This window comes from Streptomyces sp. NPDC093018 (assembly GCF_040684035.1).
GTDB classification, from domain to species: Bacteria; Actinomycetota; Actinomycetes; order Streptomycetales; family Streptomycetaceae; genus Streptomyces; species Streptomyces murinus.
This window is the reverse complement of record NZ_JBFBFF010000015.1, coordinates 139670-164386: the sequence shown is the minus strand read 5'-3', so window position 1 is coordinate 164386 and position 24717 is coordinate 139670. Positions and strand designations below refer to the sequence as shown.

Annotated in this window: 19 protein-coding genes and 1 riboswitch; of the genes, 4 read left to right on the top strand and 15 right to left on the bottom strand. The window is 72.6% G+C overall.

The window, feature by feature from the left end; translation table 11 throughout:
* Positions 1 to 249: 249 nt before the first annotated feature.
* The 6 genes from AB0N90_RS28670 to AB0N90_RS28645 form a co-directional block, all read right to left on the bottom strand.
* Complete coding sequence (locus AB0N90_RS28670; protein ID WP_365201480.1) at positions 250 to 1191, bottom strand: Ppx/GppA phosphatase family protein; 942 nt, start codon at positions 1189 to 1191, stop codon at positions 250 to 252.
* Positions 1188 to 1727, bottom strand: coding sequence for a DUF501 domain-containing protein (locus tag AB0N90_RS28665; protein WP_361673874.1), 540 nt, complete (start codon positions 1725 to 1727; stop codon positions 1188 to 1190). Before AB0N90_RS28665 ends, AB0N90_RS28670 begins: the two co-directional genes overlap by 4 nt.
* A gap of 95 nt (positions 1728 to 1822) precedes the next feature.
* Positions 1823 to 2299 carry a septum formation initiator family protein gene (locus tag AB0N90_RS28660; RefSeq protein WP_365201477.1) on the bottom strand — a complete coding sequence of 159 codons (477 nt, stop codon included), beginning with the start codon at positions 2297 to 2299 and terminating at the stop codon, positions 1823 to 1825.
* Between the two features lie 151 nt (positions 2300 to 2450).
* Positions 2451 to 3746: a phosphopyruvate hydratase gene (eno, locus tag AB0N90_RS28655; protein WP_037653719.1), complete on the bottom strand. Its 1296-nt coding sequence runs from the start codon at positions 3744 to 3746 to the stop codon at positions 2451 to 2453.
* Positions 3747 to 4336: 590 nt separating this feature from the next.
* Positions 4337 to 5062 carry a transglycosylase family protein gene (locus AB0N90_RS28650; protein WP_361673878.1) on the bottom strand — a complete coding sequence of 242 codons (726 nt, stop codon included), beginning with the start codon at positions 5060 to 5062 and terminating at the stop codon, positions 4337 to 4339.
* Between the two features lie 4 nt (positions 5063 to 5066).
* Positions 5067 to 5236, bottom strand: a riboswitch (cyclic di-AMP (ydaO/yuaA leader).
* Between the two features lie 177 nt (positions 5237 to 5413).
* Entirely contained in the window at positions 5414 to 6538 is a 1125-nt protein-coding gene (locus AB0N90_RS28645; RefSeq protein ID WP_365201473.1) for a transglycosylase family protein, read from the bottom strand.
* Between the two features lie 272 nt (positions 6539 to 6810).
* Here AB0N90_RS28645 and AB0N90_RS28640 point away from each other — a divergent pair, with 272 nt between their 5' ends.
* Entirely contained in the window at positions 6811 to 7494 is a 684-nt protein-coding gene (locus tag AB0N90_RS28640; protein WP_365201470.1) for a DUF899 family protein, read from the top strand.
* On the opposite strand, the gene AB0N90_RS28635 is transcribed toward AB0N90_RS28640, so the two are convergent.
* The 7 genes from AB0N90_RS28635 to AB0N90_RS28605 all read right to left on the bottom strand — a co-directional run bounded on the left by AB0N90_RS28635 (position 7488) and on the right by AB0N90_RS28605 (position 16114).
* Complete coding sequence (locus AB0N90_RS28635) at positions 7488 to 8771, bottom strand: cytochrome P450 (RefSeq protein ID WP_365201468.1); 1284 nt, start codon at positions 8769 to 8771, stop codon at positions 7488 to 7490. The genes AB0N90_RS28640 and AB0N90_RS28635 overlap by 7 nt on opposite strands.
* Positions 8768 to 9757 carry a nucleoside triphosphate pyrophosphohydrolase gene (locus AB0N90_RS28630; RefSeq protein WP_365201465.1) on the bottom strand — a complete coding sequence of 330 codons (990 nt, stop codon included), beginning with the start codon at positions 9755 to 9757 and terminating at the stop codon, positions 8768 to 8770. The genes AB0N90_RS28635 and AB0N90_RS28630 overlap by 4 nt, the downstream gene beginning before the upstream one ends.
* Positions 9758 to 9880: 123 nt before the next feature.
* On the bottom strand, positions 9881 to 10534 hold the full coding sequence (locus AB0N90_RS28625; protein WP_365201463.1) for a SurA N-terminal domain-containing protein: 654 nt from the start codon (positions 10532 to 10534) through the stop codon (positions 9881 to 9883).
* Positions 10535 to 10678: 144 nt separating this feature from the next.
* Entirely contained in the window at positions 10679 to 11506 is an 828-nt protein-coding gene (locus tag AB0N90_RS28620) for a glycoside hydrolase domain-containing protein (protein WP_365201460.1), read from the bottom strand.
* A gap of 118 nt (positions 11507 to 11624) precedes the next feature.
* On the bottom strand, positions 11625 to 13160 hold the full coding sequence (locus AB0N90_RS28615; RefSeq protein ID WP_365201458.1) for a serine/threonine-protein kinase: 1536 nt from the start codon (positions 13158 to 13160) through the stop codon (positions 11625 to 11627).
* The gene (locus tag AB0N90_RS28610) at positions 13157 to 13813 is read right to left on the bottom strand and encodes a hypothetical protein (RefSeq protein ID WP_365201455.1); all 657 of its coding nucleotides are present in this window, start codon (positions 13811 to 13813) and stop codon (positions 13157 to 13159) included. Before AB0N90_RS28610 ends, AB0N90_RS28615 begins: the two co-directional genes overlap by 4 nt.
* Before the next feature lie 117 nt (positions 13814 to 13930).
* Positions 13931 to 16114 carry an N-6 DNA methylase gene (locus AB0N90_RS28605; RefSeq protein ID WP_365201453.1) on the bottom strand — a complete coding sequence of 728 codons (2184 nt, stop codon included), beginning with the start codon at positions 16112 to 16114 and terminating at the stop codon, positions 13931 to 13933.
* Positions 16115 to 16293: 179 nt separating this feature from the next.
* Here AB0N90_RS28605 and AB0N90_RS28600 point away from each other — a divergent pair, with 179 nt between their 5' ends.
* From AB0N90_RS28600 to AB0N90_RS28590, 3 genes are all read left to right on the top strand, one after another.
* Entirely contained in the window at positions 16294 to 17001 is a 708-nt protein-coding gene (locus tag AB0N90_RS28600; protein ID WP_365201452.1) for a hypothetical protein, read from the top strand.
* A gap of 73 nt (positions 17002 to 17074) precedes the next feature.
* Entirely contained in the window at positions 17075 to 18829 is a 1755-nt protein-coding gene (locus tag AB0N90_RS28595) for a M48 family metallopeptidase (RefSeq protein WP_365201449.1), read from the top strand.
* Between the two features lie 68 nt (positions 18830 to 18897).
* On the top strand, positions 18898 to 20010 hold the full coding sequence (locus AB0N90_RS28590) for a hypothetical protein (protein WP_365201447.1): 1113 nt from the start codon (positions 18898 to 18900) through the stop codon (positions 20008 to 20010).
* 44 nt (positions 20011 to 20054) lie between these two features.
* Here AB0N90_RS28590 and AB0N90_RS28585 read toward each other — a convergent pair whose 3' ends face one another.
* Complete coding sequence (locus tag AB0N90_RS28585) at positions 20055 to 20771, bottom strand: HNH endonuclease family protein (RefSeq protein ID WP_361673904.1); 717 nt, start codon at positions 20769 to 20771, stop codon at positions 20055 to 20057.
* 213 nt (positions 20772 to 20984) lie between these two features.
* A complete protein-coding gene (gene mfd, locus AB0N90_RS28580; protein ID WP_365201444.1) occupies positions 20985 to 24518 on the bottom strand; it encodes a transcription-repair coupling factor in 3534 nt (1177 codons plus the stop codon).
* Positions 24519 to 24717: the final 199 nt, after the last annotated feature.

Here is a 24717-nt window from a genome sequence, read left to right as displayed (position 1 = left end):
GGCGGCCCGTGGAACCCCTCCTTCCGGCCATCTTTGCACGCCTCATCTGAACATGTTCAAACGGGTTTTGACCCCCCGGAAGGGCCAAGTGGTCCCCTTCGGGAAGCAGTCAGGACCCATTTCCTTGTGAAGAACTTCACGAAGGTTTCCGCCGGGGTGCGAACGAGGGGCCCCTGGGGGCCCCTCGAAGACGCTCAAACGTTATCCGACCTGCTCAGCCGGATGCTACTGACCGGTAACAAAAGAGAGTCACGCCACCGACCAGGCGATGCCGTCGAGGATGTCGTGCTCGCTGACGACGACCTCCTCGGCGCCCGTGCGCTCCATGATCGCGAGGAGTACCAGGGAGCCCGCGCCGATGACGTCGACCCGGCCCGGGTGCATGGAGGGGATGGTGGCGCGTTCGGCGTGGGTGGAGTGCAGCAGGTGCTCGGTGATCTCGCGGACGCGGGCGCGCGGGATGCGGGAGTGGTGGATGCGCGCGGAGTCGTAGTCCGGCAGGTCCTGGGCGATCGCGGAGACCGTGGTGACCGAGCCGGCGAGGCCGACCAGGGTGCGTGCCTCGCGCAGCGGGACGGTCTGCTCGGCCAGGTCCAGCGCGGCCTCGATGTCGGCGCGGATCGCGGCGATCTGCTCCTCGGTGGGCGGATCGGAGACCTCGCCGCCGTGCACCAGATGCCGTTCGGTCATCCGTACGCAGCCGACGTCCACGGAGCGCGCGGCGCGCACCTTCTCGTCGCCGACGACGAACTCGGTGGAGCCGCCGCCGATGTCCACCACCAGATAGGGCCTGGCGAGATCCGTACGGCCGGTGAGCTCCCGGGTCGCGCCGGTGAAGGAGAACTCGGCCTCCTGGTCGCCGGTGATGACCTCCGGCTCCACCCCGAGGATGTCCAGCACACCGCGCACGAAGTCCTCGCGGTTCTCGGCGTCCCGGGAGGCGGAGGTGGCGACGAAGCGCAGCCGCTCGGCGCCGTGCTCCTTGATGATCCCGGCGTACTCGCGGCACGCGGCGAAGGTGCGCTCCAGCGCCTCGGGGGCGAGCCGGCCGGTGCGGTCGACGCCCTGGCCGAGCCGCACGATCGTCATCCGGCGGTCCAGGTCGACCAGTTCGCCGGTCGCCGGGTCGGCGTCCGCGACCAGCAGCCGGATGGAGTTCGTACCGCAGTCGATCGCGGCGACCCGGGTCACTGCGCCTCCCCCTCGGGCTCCTGCGCGAGCGTCACGCACGCGCCCTTGCGCCACCACTCGGGCAGCATCGCGATCGCCTCGTCGCCGAGCGGGTTGACGCCGGGTCCCGCGGCCAGCGAGTGGCCGACCAGGACGTGCAGGCACTTCACCCGGTCCGGCATGCCGCCCGCGCTCGGGAAGCCCTGCAGGACCTCGATCTCGTCCCGGCGCCGGATGTAGTCCTCGTGCGCGGCCCGGTAGGCGGCGGCCAGCTCCGGGTCGCTCTGCAGGCGCTCGGTCATCTCCTTCATGACGCCGTTGGCCTCCAGCGTGCCGATGGCCGAGGCGGCCTTGGGGCACGTCAGGTAGTACAGCGTCGGGAAGGGGGTGCCGTCGGGCAGGCGCGGCGCCGTCTCCACGACGTCCGGCTGACCGCACGGGCAGCGGTGCGCGATGGCGCGCAGGCCCCGCGGGGGGCGGCCGAGCTGCTGCTTGAAGGCCTCGACGTCCGCGTCGGTGGGCTCGGTGCGCGGGGTGGGCGGCGGAGGGGTTTCCATGACTGCTTTCAGAGTTGCTTTCTGTGGGTCACCGGCCGGGGCCGGGTCGCTGGTCGGGGCCGGAGCCGGTCGGGGCCGGGTCGCTGGTGGGGCGGTCACTGGGCGGAGGCGTCGGACTTGTCGACCCCGTCCCAGATGTTCGTGTACCAGGGCCGGTGGGCGGCCTTGAGGTCGGTGCGGGACTGCCGGGCCGCGCCCGGGTCGACCACCACGTACCCGGTCTCGCCGGGCATCACATAGTGCAGACGTCTGCGGATCTGCTGCTCGGCATAGGCGTCGTCCTGCCAGCGCGCCTTGAGGTCGCGCAGCTGTTCGACTCGCTTGCGGGCATCGGTCTGCTGCCGCTGGAGGTCGGAGATCTGGGCGCGCTGGGAGACGTACTGCCGCATCGGGTAGGCGAGCGCGACCACCAGCGAGCACAGCACCAGCGCGAGCAGCGCGGCGCGGCCGGTCAGCCGGGAGCGGCGGGCCTGCCGCTTGGTCTGCGAGCGGTAGACCCGGGCGGCCGTCTGCTCGCCGAGCAGCCGCAGCCTGGTCGCGGTGGAGAAACGGTCCCGGTCCCTTGCGGCCATGTCGGCTCTCCGCCTCCCCTTTCACGCCCTGCTCGGGCGGTCGCACACGTGCGTACGTCCCCGGACACGGTACGGGACCGGGTACGGGGACGTACGTACGACTGGCCAAGAGGTGGCCCGGGGCGGGCCGGCGACTCAGCCCTTGCTGTACTTACTGGTTCGCGGAGCGAAACCGCGGGAAGGCGCTGCGGCCGGCGTACACCGCGGCGTCGTCGAGGATCTCCTCGATGCGCAGCAGCTGGTTGTACTTGGCGACGCGCTCGGAGCGGGCCGGGGCGCCGGTCTTGATCTGGCCGCAGTTGGTGGCGACGGCCAGGTCGGCGATGGTGACGTCCTCGGTCTCGCCGGAGCGGTGGGACATCATGCACTTGAAGCCGTTGCGCTGGGCCAGCTCGACGGCGTCCAGGGTCTCGGTCAGCGAACCGATCTGGTTGACCTTGACGAGCAGGGCGTTGGCGGAGCCCTCCTCGATGCCGCGGGCCAGGCGCTCGGGGTTGGTGACGAACAGGTCGTCGCCGACGATCTGGACCTTGTCGCCGAGGCGGTCGGTGAGGACCTTCCAGCCGCTCCAGTCGTCCTCGAACAGCGGGTCCTCCAGGGAGACCAGCGGGTAGGCCGCCACCAGCTCCTCGTAGTACTCCGTCATCTCGGCGGCGGAGCGCTCCTTGCCCTCGAAGAGGTACTTGCCGTCCTTGTAGAACTCGGAGGCGGCGACGTCGAGAGCGAGGGCGATCTGCTCGCCGGGCGCGTAGCCGGCTTCCTTGATGGCCTCAAGGATCAGGTCGAGGGCCTCGCGGTTGGAGCCGAGGTTCGGGGCGAAGCCGCCCTCGTCGCCGAGACCGGTGGCCAGGCCCTTGCTCTTCAGGACCTTCTTGAGGGTGTGGTAGACCTCGGCACCCCAGCGCAGCGCCTCGGAGAAGGACTCCGCGCCGATCGGGGCGATCATGAACTCCTGGATGTCCACGTTGGAGTCGGCGTGCGAGCCGCCGTTCAGGATGTTCATCATCGGCACCGGCAGCAGGTGCGCGTTGGGGCCGCCCAGGTAGCGGAAGAGCGGCAGGTCGGACGCCTCGGAGGCGGCGTGCGCGACGGCCAGGGAGACGCCGAGGATGGCGTTGGCGCCCAGCGAGCCCTTGTTGTCGGTGGCGTCCAGGTCGAACATGGCCTGGTCGATCAGGCGCTGCTCGGTGGCGTCGTAGCCGACCAGCTCCGGGCCGATCTGCTCGATGACGGCGAGGACGGCCTTCTCGACACCCTTGCCCAGGTAGCGGTTCGGGTCACCGTCGCGCAGCTCGATGGCCTCGAAGGCGCCGGTGGAGGCGCCGGACGGGACGGCGGCACGACCGGTGCTGCCGTCGTCGAGGCCGACCTCGACCTCGACCGTGGGGTTGCCTCGGGAGTCCAGGATTTCCCGGGCTACGACGACGTCGATGGACGGCACGAGCATCTCCTTCTTGGATGTGACGCTGGAAGTGCGGGGCGGCGGCCGTACGGCTGCGCCTTGCGACTAGAGCCTAACCGTCCCGGGGTCGCCGACCACCGACCGACCGTCTGGTGGGCGACCGGGACATGCAGACGGTACCCATTGTTCACCACCGGAACAAAGGGGTTCGCGGATGAGAGCTGACTGAAGTCCGGGAAAACACAAGACCCCACCCCGGCGCGAACGGGGGAAACGCGCCGGAGTGGGGGGTTTGGGGGACGGGGGGCCTTGGGGGGCCTGGGGGAACCGTGGGGCCCTGGGGGGGGTGGGCCCGGTGGTTCTTGGGGGGTGACCCTGGGGAGCGGCCTCTGGGGTGACCCTTGGAGGGGGGTCCTTGGGGAGCGGCCCCTGAGGGTGGCCCTTGGGGGGGCCTCGGGGGGCGGCCCCTGGGGGTACGGCGGCGGGGGCTGCCGTTCTTGAGGGGTCCGGCGGACCAGGTGCCGGGGAGCGGCTGCCCGGCGGGTCCGTGCGGCCGGGCCGCCGGACGAGCGCCGTACGGGGGCCCGCACACGGGCCCCTGCAGCGGAGCCCGTGGCGGCCGCGGCCGGGTCGGGCTACTTCAGGTGGAGCTGCTGGCCCGGGTAGATCAGGTCGGCGTTGTCGACGATGTCCTTGTTCAGGTCGAACAGCTTCTGCCAGCCGCCGGCCACGTGGTGCTCGGCCGCGATGGAGCTGAGGGTGTCGCCCTTGACCACCTTGTACTCGCCGTCGCCCTTCTTGACCTTCTTGCCGGTCGGGGTGGTGACGGTCTTGCTCTTGCCCGTGGACGAGCCGGTGGAGGTGCTCGTGGACTTGGTCGGCGCCGGGGTGGTGCGCTGCGTGGAGCGCGTGGCGGCCTGCTCGTCCGTGGAGCGGGTGGCGGTGCTGCCCGACGACGAGGGGGTCGTCGAGGCGGAGCCGCTGTACGGGGTGCTGCTCAGACCCGTGCCGCAGACCGGCCAGGCGCCCTTGCCCTGCGCGGCGAGAACCTTCTCGGCGACGGTTATCTGCTGCGACTTGGTGGCCTGGTCGGCGGTCGACGCGTAGGCGGTGCCGCCGTACGCGGCCCAGGTCGAGGCGGAGAACTGGAGACCGCCGTAGTAACCGTTGCCGGTGTTGATGGACCAGTTGCCGCCGGACTCGCACTGGGCGACCGCGTCCCACTGGGAGGCGGTGGCGGCGGAAGCGGTGCCGGTGGCCATCAGCGGCGCGGCCACGGCGGCACCGGTGACACCGGCGAGCGTGACGACGCGGACGGCCTTGGACGGACGACGGTGCTTGCCCTTGCCGGAAAACAGCATGGAACGATCCCCTCACCGACGCCTGCGAGGTGAGCTGTCGGGTTCGGGCCGGTTGAGTTGCCCGGCCACCCCTCCTCATGGAGGCGTGGCTTCACCCCAAGCCGGTCCGGCATCAACTGCCGGGCCCGGCACTTACCTTGGGTCCCCCGCTCCTGCCTGCGGCGCTTGACGCGACGACTGTTCCCGGGCAGCCGCTGGCAGGATTCGGCGTTGCGGCCGCCGGGGCTCGTGGTGACGAGCGGCCTTGACCGTAGCCAGGTGATCCGCGGAATTTCAAAGACGATCAGGGCTTCTGAGACTCATCCCACACTTTCGCCAAATCGGACATTTAGCGATCAAGTGGGGCGTCAACTAGCCCTGGTCCGCGTCCGTTTCGTCACTGACTTTCAGGGTCTGACCGGCGGTGATGTGGTTCGGGTCGGCGCCCACGACCTTCTTGTTCGCGGCGTAGAGCGCGTGCCATCCGCCTTCGACGTCAAGGGAGTCGGCGATGGCGCTCAACGAGTCGCCCTCGCGAACGGTGTAGCTGCCCGGCTCACGGGAGGCGTGCCGACCGGAGTTCGAGTCGTTCTGCCCGTTTGCCGTGCTTTCGTCCGCGTTGCCGCCGCGGTGGCGTCCGCCGGTGAGGGCCCCGGTGTCGACCAGGTTCCAAGAGCCGACGGTCTGCCGGGGGTTGTCCGGGGTGCCGGTGGACGGCGCGGGGGTCGCGGAGCCGTCGGCGGGCGCGGACGGCGTGGCCGGGACGGAGGCGTTGGAGGAGGACGGGTCGGACGAGGACGGGTCGGCCGGGTCCTGGCTGGAGGTGCCGGTCCCGGGCTTGCCGGTGTGCTTGCCCGGGTTCGGGCTCGCGTGCTTGCCGGTCTGCTTGCCGGAGCCCTGGGTCGGCGAGGAGGAGGGGTCGGTGGAGGTCTTCCCTGAGCCGGTGCCCGAACCGGTGCCGGTGCCCGAACCGGTGCCGGTGCCGGAGCCGGTGCCGTCCTGGTCGCCGCCCTGCGTGCCCGCCGGGGCGGAGGGGTCGGGCAGTCCGGACGGGTCGGTCGCGGCGCCGCCCTGGTCGCCGTCGCCGTCGCCGGTGCCCGGATCGACGTTCACGGAACCGGAGTTCGAGGTCAGTCCGGACAGCAGGGCGCAGGTGGCCCAGGGCGAGGTGCCCTTGTCCTTGAGGATCTTCTCGGCCACGGCGATCTGCTGCGAGCGGCTGGCCTGGTCGGCGGAGGAGGCGTACTGCGTGCCGCCGTACGCGACCCAGTCGTCCTGGGATATCTGGAGGCCGCCGTAGTACCCGTTGCCCGGGTCGGCGCTCCAGGCGCCGCCGCTCTCGCAGTTGGCGACCTTGTCCCAGGTGGTGCCGTCGGCCGCGTGGGCGCCGGCGGCGCCGAGCAGCGGGATGGCGATGGCGGAGCCGGTCACGCCGGCCGCGACGAGGAGGGCCGGAGCCTGACGGGGGCGGCGGTGACGACCGTTCCCGGAGATCATGCGGAAGCCTTTCGTACGACGGCGGGGACCGGCGCGGCGGATGGTGCCGGGTCGCCGCGCTGAGGGGTGAAGGTAGCCGCACACGATCACTTGTCACAAGTTCATGCCGCGCGGATAACGCGAAGATCACAGGATTGAAGGTCTGCCCCTCCGCTCCGTCACGTCCTGTTTCACCCGTCGGGCACGGCGGCGCCTCATCCTCGGGACGCGGGGCTCCCGGAACCATGGAACCGACCTGATTCCGGGGGGCTGTTCACCCAGGAGGACACACGATGCGGCACACCCGGTTGCACGGCGAGTCCGCGGAGTACCTCGCCGCCCGCGAGGAACTGCGCCGCGCCGAGATCGAGCTGATGCGCGAGCGCGAACGGGTCGCGGCCCTGCGCCGGGCGCTGCCGCCGGGAGCCGAGCTCGACGACTATGTCTTCCTGGAGGGACCGGCCGACCTGGACGCGGGCGACGCGCCCGTGCGCGAGGTCCGGCTGAGCGAGCTGTTCACCGGCGGCCCGGAGCGGGCGCTGCTCGTCTACCACTTCATGTACGGCAAACGGCAGACCGATCCCTGCCCGATGTGCACCCTGTGGATCGACGGCTTCGACGGCGTCGCCCACCAGGTCGCGCGCAACGCCGACCTGGTGGTGGTGGCCGCCGCCGACCTGCCCGCGCTGCGCCGGCACGCCCGCGCCCGCGGCTGGTCCCGGCTGCGCTTGCTCAGCGCCGGGGACAGCACCTTCAAGTACGACCTGGGCAGCGAGGACGCGGACGGCGTCCAGGACTCGACCGTCTCGGTCCTCACCCGGGGCGCGGACGGCACCGTCCGGCACTTCTACTCCGCGCACCCCCGGATGGCCGAGGACATCGACCAGCGCGGCCTCGATCTCCTCAACCCCGTCTGGCATCTGCTCGATCTGGCCCCGGGCGGCCGGGGCGACTGGTTCGCGGGCCTGGACTACTGAGCGGGCGGGGTGAACTCCACCGGCAGGGTGCGCAGACCCCGCATGATGAGCCCGCCGCGCCAGCGCAGCTCGTCCGGCTCTGCGGCGAGCCGCAGATCGGGCAGCCGGGTCAGCAGGGTGGCCAGCGCGGTCTGTCCCTCCAGACGGGCGAGCGGGGCGCCCAGGCAGTAGTGGATGCCGTGTCCGTACCCGAGGTGCTGGTTGTCCCGTCGGCCGAGGTCCAGGGTGTCCGGGTCCTCGAACCGCTCCGGGTCCCGGTCGGCGGCGGCCAGGACGACGAGCACCGGGTCGCCGGGCGCGATCTCCTGCCCGCCGATGGTGAGCGGTTCGGTGGCGAACCGCCAGGTGGCCAGCTCCACCGGGCCGTCGTAGCGCAGCAGCTCCTCCACCCCGGTCGCCAGCAGCTCCTCGTCGCCGCGGGCGAGGGCCTCCTGCATGCGGTGGCGCTGCTCGGGGTGGGTGAGCAGGGCGTAGGTGCCGTTGCCGATCAGATTGACGGTGGTCTCGAAGCCGGCGAACAGCAGGATGAAGGCCATCGCCGCGGCCTCGTTCTCGGTGAGGTGCTCGCCGTGGTCGGAGGCGCGGATGAGGCCGGAGATCAGGTCCTCGCCGGGCGCGGGCTCGGCGGGCAGCGCCTCGCGCTTCTTGTGGATCAGCTCGGCGAGGTAGCCGCGCATCTTCTTCACCGACCGGGCGACCCCGCCCCGGGGGCCTCCCCCGTGCCGGATCATCATGCCCGCCCAGTCCCGGAAGTCGTCCTGGTCCTCGCGCGGGACGCCGAGCAGGTCGCAGATGGCGTAGATGGGGAGCGGGAAGGCGAACTCGTGGATGAGGTCGGCCGAGCCGCGCTCGGCGAACCGGTCGATGAGGTCGTCGGTCAGCTCCTGCACCCGGTCCGCGAACTCGGCGACCCGGCGGGGCGTGAACGCCTTGCTGACCAGTCGGCGCAGCCGGGTGTGGTCCGGCGGGTCGATGTTCAGCAGGTGCGTCATCAGCTCGGCCTTGCGCTCGCCGGGGATGCCGGTCTTGCCCTTGGCGTGCTCGGGCTCGTCGTGATGCGCCGGGTTCTTGCTGAGCCGCTGGTCCGCGAGCGCCTGCCGGGCATCCGCGTACCGGGTGACCAGCCATGCCTCCACCCCGCTGGGCAACCGGGTCCGCCGCACGGGCGCGTGCTCACGCAGCCACGCGTACGCCGGGTAGGGATCGGCGGCGAACTCCCAGGTGAACAGCTCGGGAGCGGCGGGAACGGTGTCGTCGGGGGGAAGCTGGTCGGTCACTCCTCGACGGTATCCGGCAACCCCTCGGCCTTCCGTATCGCGTCCCGGTACGTCCGGGCCGCGGCGCGCAGCGCGGTCTCGGGGTCGGTGCCGGCGGCTTCGGCGCGGGCGGCGAGGGCGAGGAGGGTGTAGCCGATGTCGTCGCCCTCGGGGAGCGGGACGTCGAGGCCGGCGACGCGGGCGCGGGAGGCGAGTTTGGCGGCGAGGGCGAGGCCGGGCTGGCCGAGCGGGATGCCCTCGGTGACCGAGGTGCGGCGTTTCTCCTCGGCCTTGGTGCGCAGCCAGTGCGCCTTGACGTCCTCGGGGGTCTCGGCCACCGCGTCGCCGAAGACATGGGGGTGGCGGTGGATGAGCTTGGCGACGATGCCGCCCGCCACGTCGTCGATGGAGAACGGTGTCTCGGGGTGCTCCTCGGCGATCCGGGAGTGGAAGACGACCTGGAGGAGGACGTCGCCCAGCTCCTCCCGCAGCTCCTCGCGGTCACCGGCCTCGATCGCCTCGACCAGTTCGTACGACTCCTCGATGCCGTACTTGGCCAGGCCCTCGTGGGTCTGCCGGGAGGACCAGGGGCATTCGACGCGGATGCGGTCCATGACCTGGACGAGGTCGAGCAGCCGGGCGCCGGGCAGATCGTACGAGGCGGGCAGCAGCTCCAGCTCGGGCATGCGGACCCGGCCGGAGCCGGCCAGCCGGGCCAGGCCGTCGGTGAGGGCGGGCTCTCCCTCGCCCGTGGCCACGACCACCACCGTGCGTCCGCCGGCGCAGGCGTCGATCAGCTCCTGCGCCGTGGGCGCCGCCTCGGACACCTCTGTACCCGCCTCCCGCAGATACGGCAGCTGCGGATGGGCGCCGTCCGCGCACAGCACGGCGTCCGCGGCGCGCAGCGCCTCCCACGCGGGCCAGGACAGCAGGCCGGGGGCGACGCGGTGGCTGGTGGTGAGGAGGACGATGCGGCCGGGGCCGGCGGCGGGGCTGGATGCGTTCACGATCCGAAAGTAACCCACCGCCGCGACGACCGGATCCGGTTATCCACAGGGGCACCCGAGTCGTGTGATCGTACGACCTACGCCATCCCCGGCCTGCCGCCTACGCCGTCCCTGGCCCATCGCCTACGCCGTGACCGGCGCGCCGCCCGCCACCGCCGTGACCTCCCGCACCCACGGCGTCTTCGCGTCCACCCGGCTGCTCCTCTGCACGTCCCAGGTGCCGTAGCGCGGGTTGACGTCGATGTGCAGTTCCCCGGACGCCTTGGACAGGGCCTTCCAGAAGGCGGGCTGGGTGGTGTCGGTGCCGAGCCGGGCCGCGAGCTTCTGCGCCTCCAGCTGGAGGCGCAGGTTCTCGTCCAGGTGCGCGGGGGCGATGCCGTACTTCTGGAGCCAGGTGGTCTGGAGGCCCTTGGAGCCGCCCGCCTGCTGCTCCAGGCTCGCGCGCAGCTGCTGGACCTCCTTGCGGGTGACCGAGACGCCCTCGTCCTGCGCGGCCCGGTGGATCACCTGGTCCAGGACCATGTTGTGCAGGGTGTCGCGGGTGAGGCTGCTGGTCTGGGCGAGCACCTGCTGGTACTGGCCCTGGTCGGGCACCGCGGCCCGCTGGGCGTCACGGACCTCGCCGACCCGGTTCTCCAGCTGCGCGACGGTGATCCGCTGTCCGCCGACGACGGCGGCCGCGCCCGGATGCGCGTCGCTTCCACAGGCGGTCAGCAGGGGGGCCGCTGCGGCGATCGCGGCGGTGAGGACGAGCGCGGTGCGACGGCGGCGGTGCAAGGGAGACCTCCAAGGGGAGATTGTGCGGCGATGCACAAAGTCTTGCGGTGATCGATGGTAGGCAGTGGCGCTGCTCCGGCCAACCCATTCGACCAACGATTCACCGCGACTTCGGGCACCGGCGCACGCCCGCGAGTTCGCCGCTCAGCCCGTGATCGCGACCGGCCCGTCCCACGCGTCGCGGTCCACGGTGAGCGTGACCCCGCCGTGCGCCTCCTTGCTGTTGACCATGTACTGGTGGCCGCGGCTGTGCCCGGTGTACTGCTTGGCGCCCCACGGCCAGTCCGTGGTCGTGGTGTTCTGCTTGTCGTACAGCGCGTACCAGAGGTTGCCCGGCAGATCCGTCTTGTCGGAGGCGGTGGCGATCGCCTTGGCGCTGGAGCTGGTGAAGCCGTAGAACCCGGCCCGGTACGTCTTGGCGTGCACCTGCTTGTCGAACGCGCGCACATACGTCAGTACGGCGGTGTTGCACGACGTGTTCGCGGTGTCGTACCCCTCCATGTCGAGGTAGACGGGGCTGCCCGCCTTCATGCCGAGGGCGGCGGCCTTGGCGACGGCGTCGTTGGCGTCCTGCGTGCCGAGGGCCGCGGCGTTGGAGGCGGTCATCTTCTCCGGGTTGGAGCCGGACTGGCAGGGCGGCTGGGCGCCGACGTAGATCGGGACGAGCTTCCAGCCGAGGGAGCTGACGGACTTCACCCAGGACGCGGTGAGGTTGGGCTGGGCGCAGCCGCGGTTCTTGCCGCCCACGTAGACAGCGGCGGCGCCGTAGAAGCCGGTGTGCCAGGCCTTCATGGTGGCCGACGAGGGCGCGGTGCAGGTGTCGAACGCCCGCCCGGTGAAGGTCTTCTGGGCCGGCCAGGTGGTGGCGGCCATGGAGGTCTGCGCGGCGAGGCCGGCCCCCGCGACGACGACGGCGCCCGCCACCGCCCAGGTGATGTGTCTGCGCTTCTTGGACTGCCGGTGTCCGGCCATGGTGCCCACCCCTGCTGGTTCTCTGTGCGATGCCTGCGCGATGCCTGTGCGGCGTCCGTGCGCCGTCCGTACGCATGGCCGGATGTGGCCGGATGTGGCCGGATGTGGCCGGATGACTCTAGCCGCGTACCTGGCCCAGCCAGTGCAGGGTGCGGCGGATCTCGACGGCCATCGGGTGGCCGGGGCCGCCGAGGCGTTCCACGTCCAGCACCAGGCGGGCGAGGGTGTCGTGCGCGGCGGGCCGGTCGCCGAGGGCGAGCAGCAGATGGCCGATGCGCCGGCGGACCTCGTGGGCCTGCTGCGGATCACCGGACACGTACTGGTTCTCGTAGTACGGCAGCAGGGCGCGGTACTCGGCGAGCGCCGCCGCGGGTTCGCCCAGCTGTTCGAGGCATTGCGCGGCGTCGTAGCGGAAGCGCAGGGACACCGGATCGGCCTGGCCGGCCTCCGCGGCGCGTTCGTCGGCGAGGCGGCGCAGTTCGGGCAGGGCGCGCCGGTACTGGCCGTCGTCCATGAGGGTCGCCGCGTACTGCTTGCGCAGGGTGCGCACCACCGGGGAGTGCTCGCCGTGCTGTTCGGCCGCGGCGGGCAGGATCGCGCCCAGGATGTCGACGGCCTGGGTGATCCGGCCCTCCCCCAGCAGGCGCTTGACCTCGTCGACGGCGGCGGCGACATCGGGCTTGCCGGTGGCCGGGGCCGCGGGCGCGGCGGGGGCCGGCCGGGGCGCGGGGGTGCGGGCGCGGTCGGGCCAGGGGGCGTGCGGACGCAGGAAGGGGCGCGTGGGGTCCAGGGGCGCTCCGTTGGGCATGCCGCGCGCGGGCAGCAGTGGCGCCAGGTGCTCGTACACCTCCTGCGCGGAGGCCGGCCGGTGCTGCGGGTCCTTGGCGAGCAGGCGCAGCACCAGGCTCTCCAGTGCCTCCGGGACCTCGGGGCGGATCCGGCGCACGGGCAGCGGCGGCTCGTACAGGTGCCGGTGCAGCACGCCGAGCGCGGTGGCGCCGGTGAACGGCACGTCGCCGCTGAGCAGTTCGTGCAGCAGCACCCCGAGCGCGTACAGGTCGGTGTACGGGCCGACCGCGCCGCCCATCGCCTGCTCGGGCGCCATGTAGGCGGGCGAGCCGATCGGGGAGCCGGTGTGGGTGAGCCGGGTGGTGTCGGTGTCCATGACGGAGGCCACGCCCAGGTCGAGCACGGTGACCAGGCCGTCCTGCTTGACCATGACATTGCGCGGCTTGAGGTCGCGGTGGACGATCGGCACGGCGTGTACGGCACTGAGCACGGCGCACAGCTGCGCGGCCACCGCGACCGCCCACGGCCAGGGGTAGGGGTCGTGCTCGGCGAGGTGGTCGGCGAGGTCGGCGCCGTCCACGTACTGCATGACGAGGAACAGTTCCTCGCCCTCGCTGCCCGCGTCGTGCACGGTGACCAGGCCGGGGTGGTCGACCTGGGCGGTCACCCGGCACTCGCGCTCGAAGCGGCGGCGCAGCTCGTCGGCCTCCTGGCCCGCGACCTTGTCGGGGCGCAGCAGCTTCACGGCCACGCGCCGGTCGAGCCGCTGGTCGTACGCCGTCCACACCTGGCCCATGCCACCCTGGCCGATGAGGGTGGAGAGTTCGTAGCGGCCGGCGACGAGACGTCCTGTCGCCACGGTCACCTTCCGCTTCCGTCCTCACGCCGGCCGTCGTGCCGCCCGTCGTGCCGCCCGTCGTGCTTGCGCAGATAGTCGCTGAGTTCGTCCAGCTCGGCCCGCACCTGGTCGATGCGTGCGGGGGCGGGGCGGTGCGGGGGCGGCACGACCGGCGGCGGGCCGGGCACGGGGGTGTGCGGGGCCGTCGGCGGCGGGGTGGGCATGCCGGATATGACGGGAGAGGCGGGCATGGTGGGTACGACGGGCGTGGCGTACGCCGGGGTCGCCGGGCCCGGGTAGCCGTACGCCGGTACGGAACGGGCCTCGAACTCCCGTCCGCGGCGCCCGTAATGACGTATCTCCGCAACGAGGTAGTACGTGGTCGCGGAGACCAGTGTGACGAGCACCAGGCACATGCCGAGGGTGCCGCCGGGGCCCGACGCGTCCTCGGACGGGTCGTTGCCCACCAGGACGATGCTCGCGATGTCGATGAACAGCACGGCCACGAACAGCCCCCAGTCCAGGGGCCTGCGGGTGACGGCGGCCAGCCGCAGCAGCATCGCCCAGGCCAGGAACCCGATGCTGAGGAATCCGGCCGCCACGAACAGCACGCGCAGCAGGACCAGCACCGCGAGGTGCGGCGGCCTCTTGGCCGGCTGTCCGTGGCCGTGGCCGTGCATGGTTGCTCCTGTTGCCCGAAGTCCCTGGAACTGGCGTGTGGATCGAGCATATGGCCCGGCACCGACAACACATCCGGGATGTATCAAACCGTTGTCAGGGAAAGGATCGGTCAGGGATCAGTCGGGGGCGACGGTGCCGTCCGTGAGGCCGTCGTACATTCCGCGCACCAGATGGTCCCCGAGCCGGCTCGCGTGCCGCAGTGCCCGCTCGAACTCGTCCAGGGCGTGGAACCGGGCGCCGTAGCGCCGCTGTTCCGCCAGCGGCAGCCGGGGCAGCTGGAGGCGGCGCACATCGAGGCGGGTGGCGGTGGAGGCGTAGCTGCTGGCCTGCCGGTTGTTGGCGGTGCCGCGCAGGAATCCGGCGAGGAACCAGGGGTCGAGCGCCGTGGGATCGGGGCGCAGAAGGACGAGGTTGCGCCCCAGGGCGGCGCCCGCCGTCGCCTCCTCGATCACGCGCGCCACGGAGCCGCCGCCGAGCACCGGTACGACGACATCCCCCGGCTCGGTCAGCACGGCCTCCTCGTCGCTCTCGGGCAGGGTGCCCGAGGGCGCGGCCGCGGTGAGGACGTCGGTGTCGGTGAGCACGGGCAGGCGCGCGTGGCCGCCGTTGCCGCCGGTGCGCATCACCAGGGCGCCGGCGCGCGCCAGTTCGCCGATGGTGGTGAGCGGCCAGCGCACGGGCGGGGCCGGGTCGGCGGCCGGCGGGGTGAGGTCGGTGGTCAGGCGCAGGGTCTCGCCGAGCCGTTCGCGCACCGCGGCGAGCTGCTCGGCGCCGTCGGCCACCGCGGGCGGCGGCAGATGGCGGGCGGGCGCCAGGTCCACGTCGTCGTCGAGGAGTTCGATGACCGGCACCGAACGGGCGAGGCCCGGCCGTTCCGCCAGCCGTCCCGCGCGGGTGAAGGCACGCCAGGCGTCCAGGACGGCCTCGCGCACCGCCGCCCAGTCCGGGCCGCCGCGCCCCTCCCCGGCGAACCGCCCGGTATCCATGAGCAGCACCTCGGGCGCGGCCGGATTCCGCTCGGGCCGGCGCAGCACCCAGACGTGGAGCGGGATGTTGTACGGCGGCGCCGCCCCGACCGGGAGCGCGAGCACCGCCCGCAGCGCGCCCCGGCGCAGCAGGTCGGCGCGGATCCGGCGCCCGGAGCGGCGGGAGGCGGCGGCCGGGGGCATCAGCAGGACGGCCGTGCCGCCGTCGGTGAGCCGGGCCAGGGCGTGCTGCACCCAGGCCAGCTCGGACTCGGTGCGGGCCGGGAAGCCGTACTCCCAGCGGGGGTCGTAGGCGAGCTCGTCGTGGCCCCAGTTGCGTTCGTTGAACGGCGGGTGGCACAGCACCACGTCGGCGCGCAGCTCCGGGAAGGCGTCGGCGCGCAGGGCGTCCCCGGCGGCGGCGCGCACTCCGGCGCGCGAGTGCAGCGCGAGCCGTAGCGCGGTGAGCGCGGCGAGGTCGGGGGCACTGTCCTGGGCGTGCAGCCACTGCTCGGGGCGGGTGTCCACGGCCCGCAGCAGGGCGCCGGTGCCGCAGGCCGGGTCCAGGGCGGTGCGGGCCGGACCGGCCAGGTCGGCCATGAGGGCGGCGAGTTCGGCCGGGGTGAGCGTGTACTGGCGGGGGTTGGCGTCCAGATGCCGGCCCAGCAGGAACTCGAACGCCTGCCGCGCCCCCGACTCGGCGGCGAGTTCGGCGGCGCCGCGCAGGAGGGGGACGGAGGGGAGGAGCGGGGGCGGGGCGTCGGGGAGGAGCGGGGGCGGGGCGTCCGGGGCGTCGGAGGAGTCGGGGATGTTCACATCGAGGGACGTCGGCGCGGTGTTCACACCCGGGGCTGTCGATCCCCTGTCCGTCGACTGGGAGCCGTTCGGCGTGTTCACATCACCCGGCGCCCCGACCCCGGGCATCAGGACCCCTGCCAGCTCCCCGAGCCGCGGGGTCAGCACCTGCGCCAGGGCTCCCGGCAGCAGCCGGGCCAGGCGCTCGTCGGAACCCGCGCTCGCCGCCAGCCAGACGGTGGAGCGCTCATGGATCAGCAGCAGCGCGCACCCGGCGTGCACCAGCGCGGTGAGCGGGCCCTCGGGATGCCCCGCGAGCTGCTGCCAGACCTTTTCGCGCAACGGGACTTCGGCGAGTTTCCCCTGCTTGCGCAGCCATGTCTCGACCTCGGCGAGCGCGAAGGAGGGGCTGGTCTCGGTGCCCCCGACCGGCTTGGGGAAATCGGCGTGCCGACGGCGCCAGTTGCTGACGGCGGCCCGGCCCACTCCGGCGAGCCGCGCGATACCGGCCGCGGTCACCTCTGTCGCCTGATCCTGCACCGGCCCCGCTCCCCTCGTCCCGTTTGTGCCGAGCATACCGGCGTACACAAGATCCCTTCATTCACGGCGTGTTCATTGCGGAACCCTGTGAACCATGTTGACTCGGTTCACAGGCTCTGCTGTTATTGACCCAGCGAACGCTCAACCGTTCGGTATTCCACCAGCCCTGAAGGACTGTCATGCGTCTCTCGTCCCGTGCCGCCACGCTGCTCGCCGTCGCCACGGCCCTGCCCCTGGCCCTCACCGCCTGCTCCACCGGCTCCACGGACGCCTCCGCCCCGAGCGCGAAGCACACCGAGGCGAAGGACCCGAACGCCGGTCTGCGCACGGGTACGCAGCTGAAGAAGCTGCTGGCCCCCGCCGACGCCTTCCCGGCCGGGTACACCGTCGAGGACGACAACACCGCCGACAGCGGCGCCGAGCTGCTCTCCCCGTCCGCCCGGAAGACCACGAAGCCGGACTGCGTCAGCCTGGAGAGCACGTCCTGGATCCAGGTGACCGGCTACAAGAACAGCTCCTCGTTCGCGCAGAACGACTATGTGAACGCGCAGAAGACCGAGGAGATCGCCCAGGAGATCGACGAGTTCCCGGTCGCCCAGGCGAAGGACGCGATGAAGCAGATCGCGGCCGTCGCCACCCAGTGCGCCACGTTCACGGACACCGACGCGCACGCCAAGGTGAAGGTCGCCGGCAAAGCCACCGCCGGACTCGGCGACGAGGCGTACACGATGACGCTGACGAGCGGGAAGTGGCAGAACGGCACCACCCTCGTGGCGGCCCGCTCCGGCTCCTCCGTGATCACCGTGCTGTCCACGGCGGGCACCGACAACGGCGCGGCTTCCGCGAAGAAGCTGACCACGACGCTCCTCGCCGGTCTGAAGAAGTAGCCCGCCCGCCCCGTCCTCCGTCCCGTCCCCTGGAAGGGTGCCGATGCGAAGGGCGCCGATGCGAAGGGTGCCGATGCCTCTCCGCCCCGCCGGTTCGGCAGCCGCCGGGCAGGCCACGGGGCGAGCCGCGGGGCGGGGCGCGCCGGGAGCCTCCCTGCGTGCCGCGCTCGCCCTCGGCCTGCTGCTCGGGTTCTATCTGCTGGCCCTGGCGCTCCTCGTCGCCGTGGCGGCCCTGGACGTCGTGCTGGCCCGGGGCACGTTCACCGTCGTCACCGTCGAGGGCTGGCTCGGCTCGCTGGCCGTCGCCTGGTGCGTGCTGCGGATCGTCGCGCTCGGCCGGCGGCCCGAGGAGGGGCGGGAGGGGCCGCCGGGTCTCTCACTGACGCCGCGGGAGCAGCCGGAGCTGTGGGAGCACGTACGGCGGCTGGCCGGGCGGGTGGGCACCCGGCCGCCCGCGGAGATACGGATCGTCCCAGGTGCCGTCGCCATGGTGCGGGAGGACGCCCGGTGGCTGGGCCTTGTCCCGGGCGAGCGGCGGCTCTTCCTCGGCGTGGCCCTGCTGCTGGGCCTGCCCGAGGCCGAGCTGGACGCCGTGCTCGGGCACGAGCTGGGCCATTACGCCCACCACGACACCCGGTTGGGCCATGTGGTGGCCGCGCTGCGCGGCCGGCTGGCGCACACCGTCGGCACATTGAGGGAGCGGGCCGCGCGCGAGGAGGCGGAGGAGCGGGCGGAGTTCGCCGCGAAGGCCGCCCGGCGCCGTGCGGAGGGCAGGCCGCCACCCCTGAAGCGGGGCCGTACCCGAGGGCCCGACCACTACCTGGCGCTCGTCTTCACCGCGTACACCAAGCTGTGCCTGCGCCTGACCGAGGCGGTCAGCCGCCGCCAGGAGTACGCGGCCGACCTGGTCGCCGCCCGGATCGCCGGCCCCGCCACCACGGCCGCCGCCCTGCGCCGCGTCCCCGCGCTGGAAGCGGCCGACGAGCTGTATCTGAACCACTACGCCCTGATGGGCTGGGACGCCGGACTGCTGCCCCCGGAGGGGCAGTTCTACGGCGGGTTCGCCCTGCTGCTCGCGGACGGCACCCGCCGAGCGCAGCTGACGGCACTGGCGCGCGAACCGCTGCCGGAGGAGCCCGGCGAGGACCGGTCACCGTACGCCTCCCACCCGCCCACGGCCGACCGGATCAGGGCGCTGGAGTCGCTCCCCGACGACGGCCGCGCCCCCGCCCTCCTGGAGCGCCCGGCCACCGACCTGCTCCGGGCGCCGGACCGGCTCCTGGCCGACCTGGAACAGGCCACCCTGAGCACGGAAGCACTGTCCAAACACCGGGTCCCCTGGGCCGAACTTCCGTGGCGGGCACGCCGGGAGACCGCCGCACGGGAGACGGAACCGCTGCTCGCGGCCATGGCCGAGCCGACCGGCACCCCGGCCGCCCCCGGCGTCATCGCACTGGACCGCCTCCTCGACCTGCTCGACCGGGGCCTGCTGGACGAGCTGGCCGCCCGGCTGCCGCGGTCCGAGCGGGCCGCCCGCAGCAGCGGGCGCGCGGCGCGCGAGTTCGCCCGCACGGCCTTCCGCTCGGCCCTGCGCCAACTGGCGCTGGGCGCCGCGCTGGAGACGGGCCTGTGCCGGTGGGAGGTGTGCTGGGCGGGGCCGCCGGTGCGGCAGACGGCGCCCGCGTGGTTCACCGAGGATCTGCCGGCGGCGCTGGACCGGGCGGTCGCCGAACCGGCCGTGACTGCGCCCCTGCGTACCCTGCTGCTGCGCGGCGGCGCCCGCGGACCGCTCGACGGCACCGGACCGGCTCCCCACACCCCGGCCTGACGGCCGCTCGCCCCGCTCTCCCCCCGCCGCCTCCCCCAGGCGGCCCCGATCACCCGGAAGACCCGTTCATGAACGTCCTGATCGACATAGCCGGCGTCGGCGTCCTCGCCTACGCGGCCGTCACCATCCCGCGCAACATCCGCAAGGCGCGCGCCCAGAAGGCCGAGGAGAAGGCCAAGGCACCGGTCACCATCGACGCGGCCGCCTACGGCCTGGTGCCCGCCGCACAGCTCGACAAGCGGTACGCGGGCCCCGACCCCGAGGCCGACGCGGTGGCCGCGGCCGCGCTCGCCGGTGACTGGCGGCGGGCCGCCGGCTATCTCGCGGGCGCGGGCCGCGACTGGGATCTGCGCTGGTACCGGCTCGGCATCCTGGTCAACGCCGCCGTCAAGGACGACTCCTGGGTGACGGCCTGGCGCACCGAGTACCCCGGCGACCCGTCCGCCGCGCTCGTGCACGCGGACGCGCTCGTCTCGCTCGCGGGCGAGGTCCGCGGCGCGCAGCTGGCGAAGCACACCACCTCCGAGCAGTTCGAGGGCTTCCACCGGCTGCTGGCCGAGGCGCTGCCCGCCTGCCGTGAGGCCGCCCGGATGGCACCCGAGGACCCCTGCCCCTGGATCGCGCAGATCACCATCGCCCTCGGACTCGGCTGGGCGCACGACGACTTCCGCGCCCTGTGGGCCGAGATCACCGCGCGCGACCCGCACCACTTCGGCGCCCATGTCAGCGCGCTCCAGTACTGGTGCGCCAAGTGGCGCGGCTCGCACGAACTGATGTACGCGTTCGCCGAGCAGGCCGCGGCCGCCGCCCCGCCCGGCAGCCTGCTGCCCGTACTGCGTCTGTACGCGTTGTTCGAGCACGCCTGCCGGGAGGCCAAGGGGCCCGTGTACGACCAGCCGTTCACGGACTCGGCCATCGACGCCACGCTGGACGCCGTGGCCCGGGTCCCGGCCGGGCACCACCGGCTGCCGCTGGTGCGGCATCTGCTGGCCAAGATGCTGTTCGAGAAGAAGCGGTACGCGGAGGCGGTGGAGCAGTTCCGGGCGGTCGGCGAGTACGTCGGCAGCGTGCCGTGGACGTACTCCGGCGATCCGGTGAAGGCGTTCGTGCACGCCCGTACCAATACCTTCGTCGGCTGGGAGAAGGCGGGCCGCCCGGCCCCGCCGCCGCGCGTGCGCTGACGGCGGCGGTGCGCCGACGGCCGGGGTGCGCCTCGACCGGGGGCCTAGCGGGCCTTGAAGCGGGCCGGGGCCTCGGTCGGGTTGCCGCCGGAGGGCAGCTTCTGGTTCGGGCAGGCGGTGAGGACCTTCTCCATCGCCGCCTGCTCACCGGAGGTGACCCACAGGCCGTACTTCTTCTTCACCGCCACCTGCGTCGCCACGTACGAGCAGCGGTAGTCCTTGTCCGGCGGCAGCCAGGTGGCCGCGTCGCCGTCGCCCTTGCCGCGGTTGGCGCTCGCGTCGACCGCGATGAGGTTGAGCGGGTCGTTGGCCAGCGCGATCCGCTTGTTGGCGTCCCAGTACTTGGCGCCCTTCTGCCAGGCGTCCGAGAGGGCGACGACATGGTCGATGTCGACCTTGCTGGCGCCGCGCCGGTAGGTGATGTCCTTGCCCGAGTACGGGTCCGGGTCCAGCAGCCCGTAGGTCACCTTGCAGGTGCCGCCGGTGAACTTCACGTCCTTCAGGTCGCGTTTGAGGATGTCGTCCCGGGTGTCGCAGGAGTTGGAGTCCGTGTCCGCCCACGCGCTGCCGAACCGCTCCCGGGAGTAACCGGTCTTCGGGGCGCGGCCCTTGACGGGCAGCGCCTTCGCGGCGGTCAGTACGGCGCCGCCGCCGCTCTTCGGTTCGGGGCCCGAAGCCCCCTTGTCCTGGCCCGACTTGCAGCCGGTCGCGGCGGCCAGTACGACCACCGCACAGACCGTCGCACTCTTCAGACGCGTCATGCCACGCCCCCCTTGCTCGCCCTGTGGGTCCGCCCTCGGAAGCGGGGCGGATCGTTCCGCCCCTTACGGTAACTGCCCGCTGCGGAGCGTCAGATGGGTCCCAAAGGGAGGATTCAGGGGCAAGCGGGGCGTGAGGTGGGGCACACGGCGGCCGCGGAACGGCGCACGGACCGTTCGTCCGTGCGCCGGCTCACTCCCGGGGTCGGATCGCGGTCAGGACCCCAGCACCGAGGCCAGGAACTCCCCGACCCAGGCGAGCAGTTCGCGCCCGACCAGCGGCTTGCCGCCGACCTTCGCGGTCTTCGGGCGGGGCACCAGCACCTGGTGCGCGGCCGGCTTGATGACCGTACCGGGGTACAGCCGCTTGAGGCGCAGCTCCTGCGACTCGCGCAGCTCGACGGGCGCGAAGCGGATGTTGGTGCCCTGAAGGACGATCTCGCCGACCCCGCAGGCCCGCGCGAGCATCCGCAGCCCGGCCACCAGCAGCAGGTTCTCCACCGGCTCGGGCAGCTTGCCGTAGCGGTCGGTGAGTTCCTCGCGGACGCCCTTGATGTCCTCCTCCGAGTTGGCGGAGGCGATGGCGCGGTAGGCCTGGAGGCGCAGCCGCTCGCCGGGCGCGTAGTCGTGCGGGACATGCGCGTCGACGGGCAGCTCGATCTTGACCTCCAGCGGCGCCTCTTCCTCGATCTCCCCCGTCTCCAGCTGCCGCCGGTAGTCCGAGACCGCCTCGCCGACCATGCGCATGTACAGGTCGAAGCCGACGCCCGCGATGTGCCCGGACTGCTCGCCGCCGAGCAGGTTGCCGGCGCCGCGGATCTCCAGGTCCTTCATGGCCACGTACATGCCCGCGCCCATCTCGGTGTGCTGGGCGATGGTCGCGAGCCGCTCGTGGGCGGTCTCGGTGAGCGGCTTCTCCGGCGGGTACAGGAAGTACGCGTACCCGCGCTCGCGGCCACGCCCGACCCGGCCGCGCAGCTGATGCAGCTGGGAGAGGCCGAAGGTGTCGCCGCGCTCCACGATCAGGGTGTTGGCGTTGGAGATGTCGATGCCGGACTCCACGATGGTGGTGGAGACGAGCACGTCGAACTTCTTCTCCCAGAAGTCGACCACGACCTGCTCCAGGGCCGCCTCCGACATCTGTCCGTGCGCGGTGGCGATACGGGCCTCGGGCACGATGTCGCGCAGCCGGGCCGCCGCGCGGTCGATGGACTCGACCCGGTTGTGGATGTAGAAGACCTGGCCCTCGCGCAGCAGTTCACGCCGGATGGCGGCGCCGATCTGCTTCTCCTCGTACGGCCCCACGAAGGTGAGCACCGGGTGGCGCTCCTCGGGCGGGGTGGTGATGGTCGACATCTCGCGGATGCCGGTGACCGCCATCTCCAGGGTGCGCGGGATGGGGGTGGCGGACATGGTGAGCACGTCCACATTGGCGCGCAGCTTCTTCAGCTGCTCCTTGTGCTCGACGCCGAAGCGCTGCTCCTCGTCCACGATGACCAGGCCCAGGTCCTTGAACTTGGTCTCGGAGGAGAACAGCCGGTGGGTGCCGATGACGACGTCCACCGCGCCCTCGCGCAGCCCTTCAAGGACGGCCTTGGCCTCGGTGTCGGTCTGGAACCGGGAGAGCGCCTTCACGTTCACCGGGAACTGTCCGTACCGCTCGGAGAACGTCCCGAAGTGCTGCTGCACCAGCAGCGTCGTCGGCACCAGGACCGCGACCTGCTTGCCGTCCTGTACGGCCTTGAAGGCGGCCCGCACCGCGATCTCGGTCTTTCCGTAGCCGACGTCGCCGCAGACCAGCCGGTCCATGGGGACCGACTTCTCCATGTCGTCCTTGACCTCGGCGATGGTGGTGAGCTGGTCCGGGGTCTCGGCGTAGGGGAAGGCGTCCTCCAGCTCGCGCTGCCAGGGCGTGTCGGTGCCGAAGGCATGGCCGGGGGCGGCCATCCGGGCGCTGTAGAGCTTGATCAGGTCGGCCGCGATCTCCTTGACGGCCTTCTTGACGCGCGCCTTGGTCTTCGTCCAGTCGGCGCCGCCCAGGCGGTGCAGGGTGGGCGCCTCGCCGCCGACGTACTTGGTGATCTGCTCCAGCTGGTCGGTGGGGATGTAGAGGCGGTCGCCCGGCTGGCCGCGCTTGGCGGGGGCGTACTCCACGACCAGGTACTCGCGGGTGGCGCCCTGCACGGTGCGCTGCGCCATCTCGATGTAGCGGCCCACGCCGTGCTGTTCATGGACGATGTAGTCGCCCGGCTCCAGGGTGAGCGGGTCGATGGTCTTGCGGCGGCGGGCCGGCATCCGGGCGCCGTCGCGGCTCGCGGTGCGCTGCCCGGACAGGTCGGTCTCGGTGAGCACGGCGAGCTTGAGCCCGGGGTCCACGAGGCCGTACTCGATCGAGCCGCAGGAGACATGCACGACGGAGGGGCTCAGCTCGCCGAGGTCGGTGTCCATCCGGGCGGCGATGCCCTCGCCGCCGAGCACCTCGACGGTGCGGGAGGCCGGGCCGTGGCCCTCGGTCACGTACACCGTGCGCCAGCCGTCGGCGAGCCAGCCCTTGGTGTCGGCGAGCGCCCTGGCGGTGTCGCCGCGGTAGGTGTCGGGCGCGTGCATGCCCAGCTTCAGGGTGCCCGCGTCCAGTTCCTCGTCGGCGGCGAAGGGCGAGACGGACCACCACATCATGTCCAGCTCGCGCGCCCGGTCGCGGACATCGGCGATGGACCACAGGGAGGCCGCGCCGACGTCGATCGGTGCCTCCCCGCCGCCCGCGGTGGCCGCCCAGGACGCCTGGAGGAACTCCTGGCTGGTGGCCACCAGGTCGGCGGCGCGGGTACGGACCCGCTCCGGGTCGCAGACCACGGCCATCGACCCCTGGGGCAGCACGTCCAGGAGCAGCTCCATGTCGTCGACCAGGACCGGGGCGAGGGACTCCATGCCCTCGACCGCGATGCCCTCGGCGATCTTGTTCAGGAGTTCGCCCAGCTCGGGGTGCTCCTCGGCGAGCACTCGCGCGCGCTCGCGCACCTGGTCGGTGAGCAGCAGCTCGCGGCAGGGCGGCGCCCACAGTCCGTGCTCGGCGACTTCCAGGGAGCGCTGGTCGGCGACCTTGAAGTAGCGGATCTCCTCGACGTCGTCGCCCCAGAACTCGATGCGCAGGGGGTGTTCCTCGGTGGGCGGGAACACATCCAGGATGCCGCCGCGCACCGCGAACTCGCCGCGCTTCTCCACCAGCTCCACACGCGCGTACGCCGCCGCCGCGAGGGCCTGGACGACCTCGTTCAGATCGGCGTTCTGTCCGGTGCGCAGGGCCACGGGCTCCAGGTCGCCGAGGCCCTTGACCTGCGGCTGGAGCACGGATCGCACGGGCGCGACGACGACGGAGACCGGGCCGGTCTCGGGGTCGTCCGCGCGGGGATGGGCGAGGCGGCGCAGCACGGCCAGGCGCCGGCCGACGGTGTCGCTGCGGGGGCTGAGGCGTTCGTGCGGCAGCGTCTCCCAGGAGGGGTACTCCACGACGCCCTCGGCGGGCAGCAGCGAGCGCAGCGCCGCGGTCAGGTCCTCCGCCTCGCGGCCGGTCGCGGTGACCGCGAGGACCGTACGGCCGGACTCGCGGGCGAGGCCGGCGATCGCGAAGGGGCGGGCGGCCGGGGGGCCGACGAGGTCGACGTGCATACGGTTGCCGTCCGCGGCCGCCGTGATCGCTTCCGCGAGGGCGGGGTCCTTGACGATGGCGTCGAGCAGACCGTGCAGGCTCATGGGGCTTTCCGTCCAGGGTGGGCAACGCAAGCAGCCCGGCGCGGGGCGCGACCGGGGGTGTCCAGCGTACGACGCCGTCGGCTCGGCCGTCGGAGCCTGTGGACAAGTGACCCTGCGCTGCCGTTGCCGCACCGCGTTTCCCACCCACCAGCCCGAAACCGTCACCCGGGACTTGCCGAAAAGCACAAGACAGCAAAAC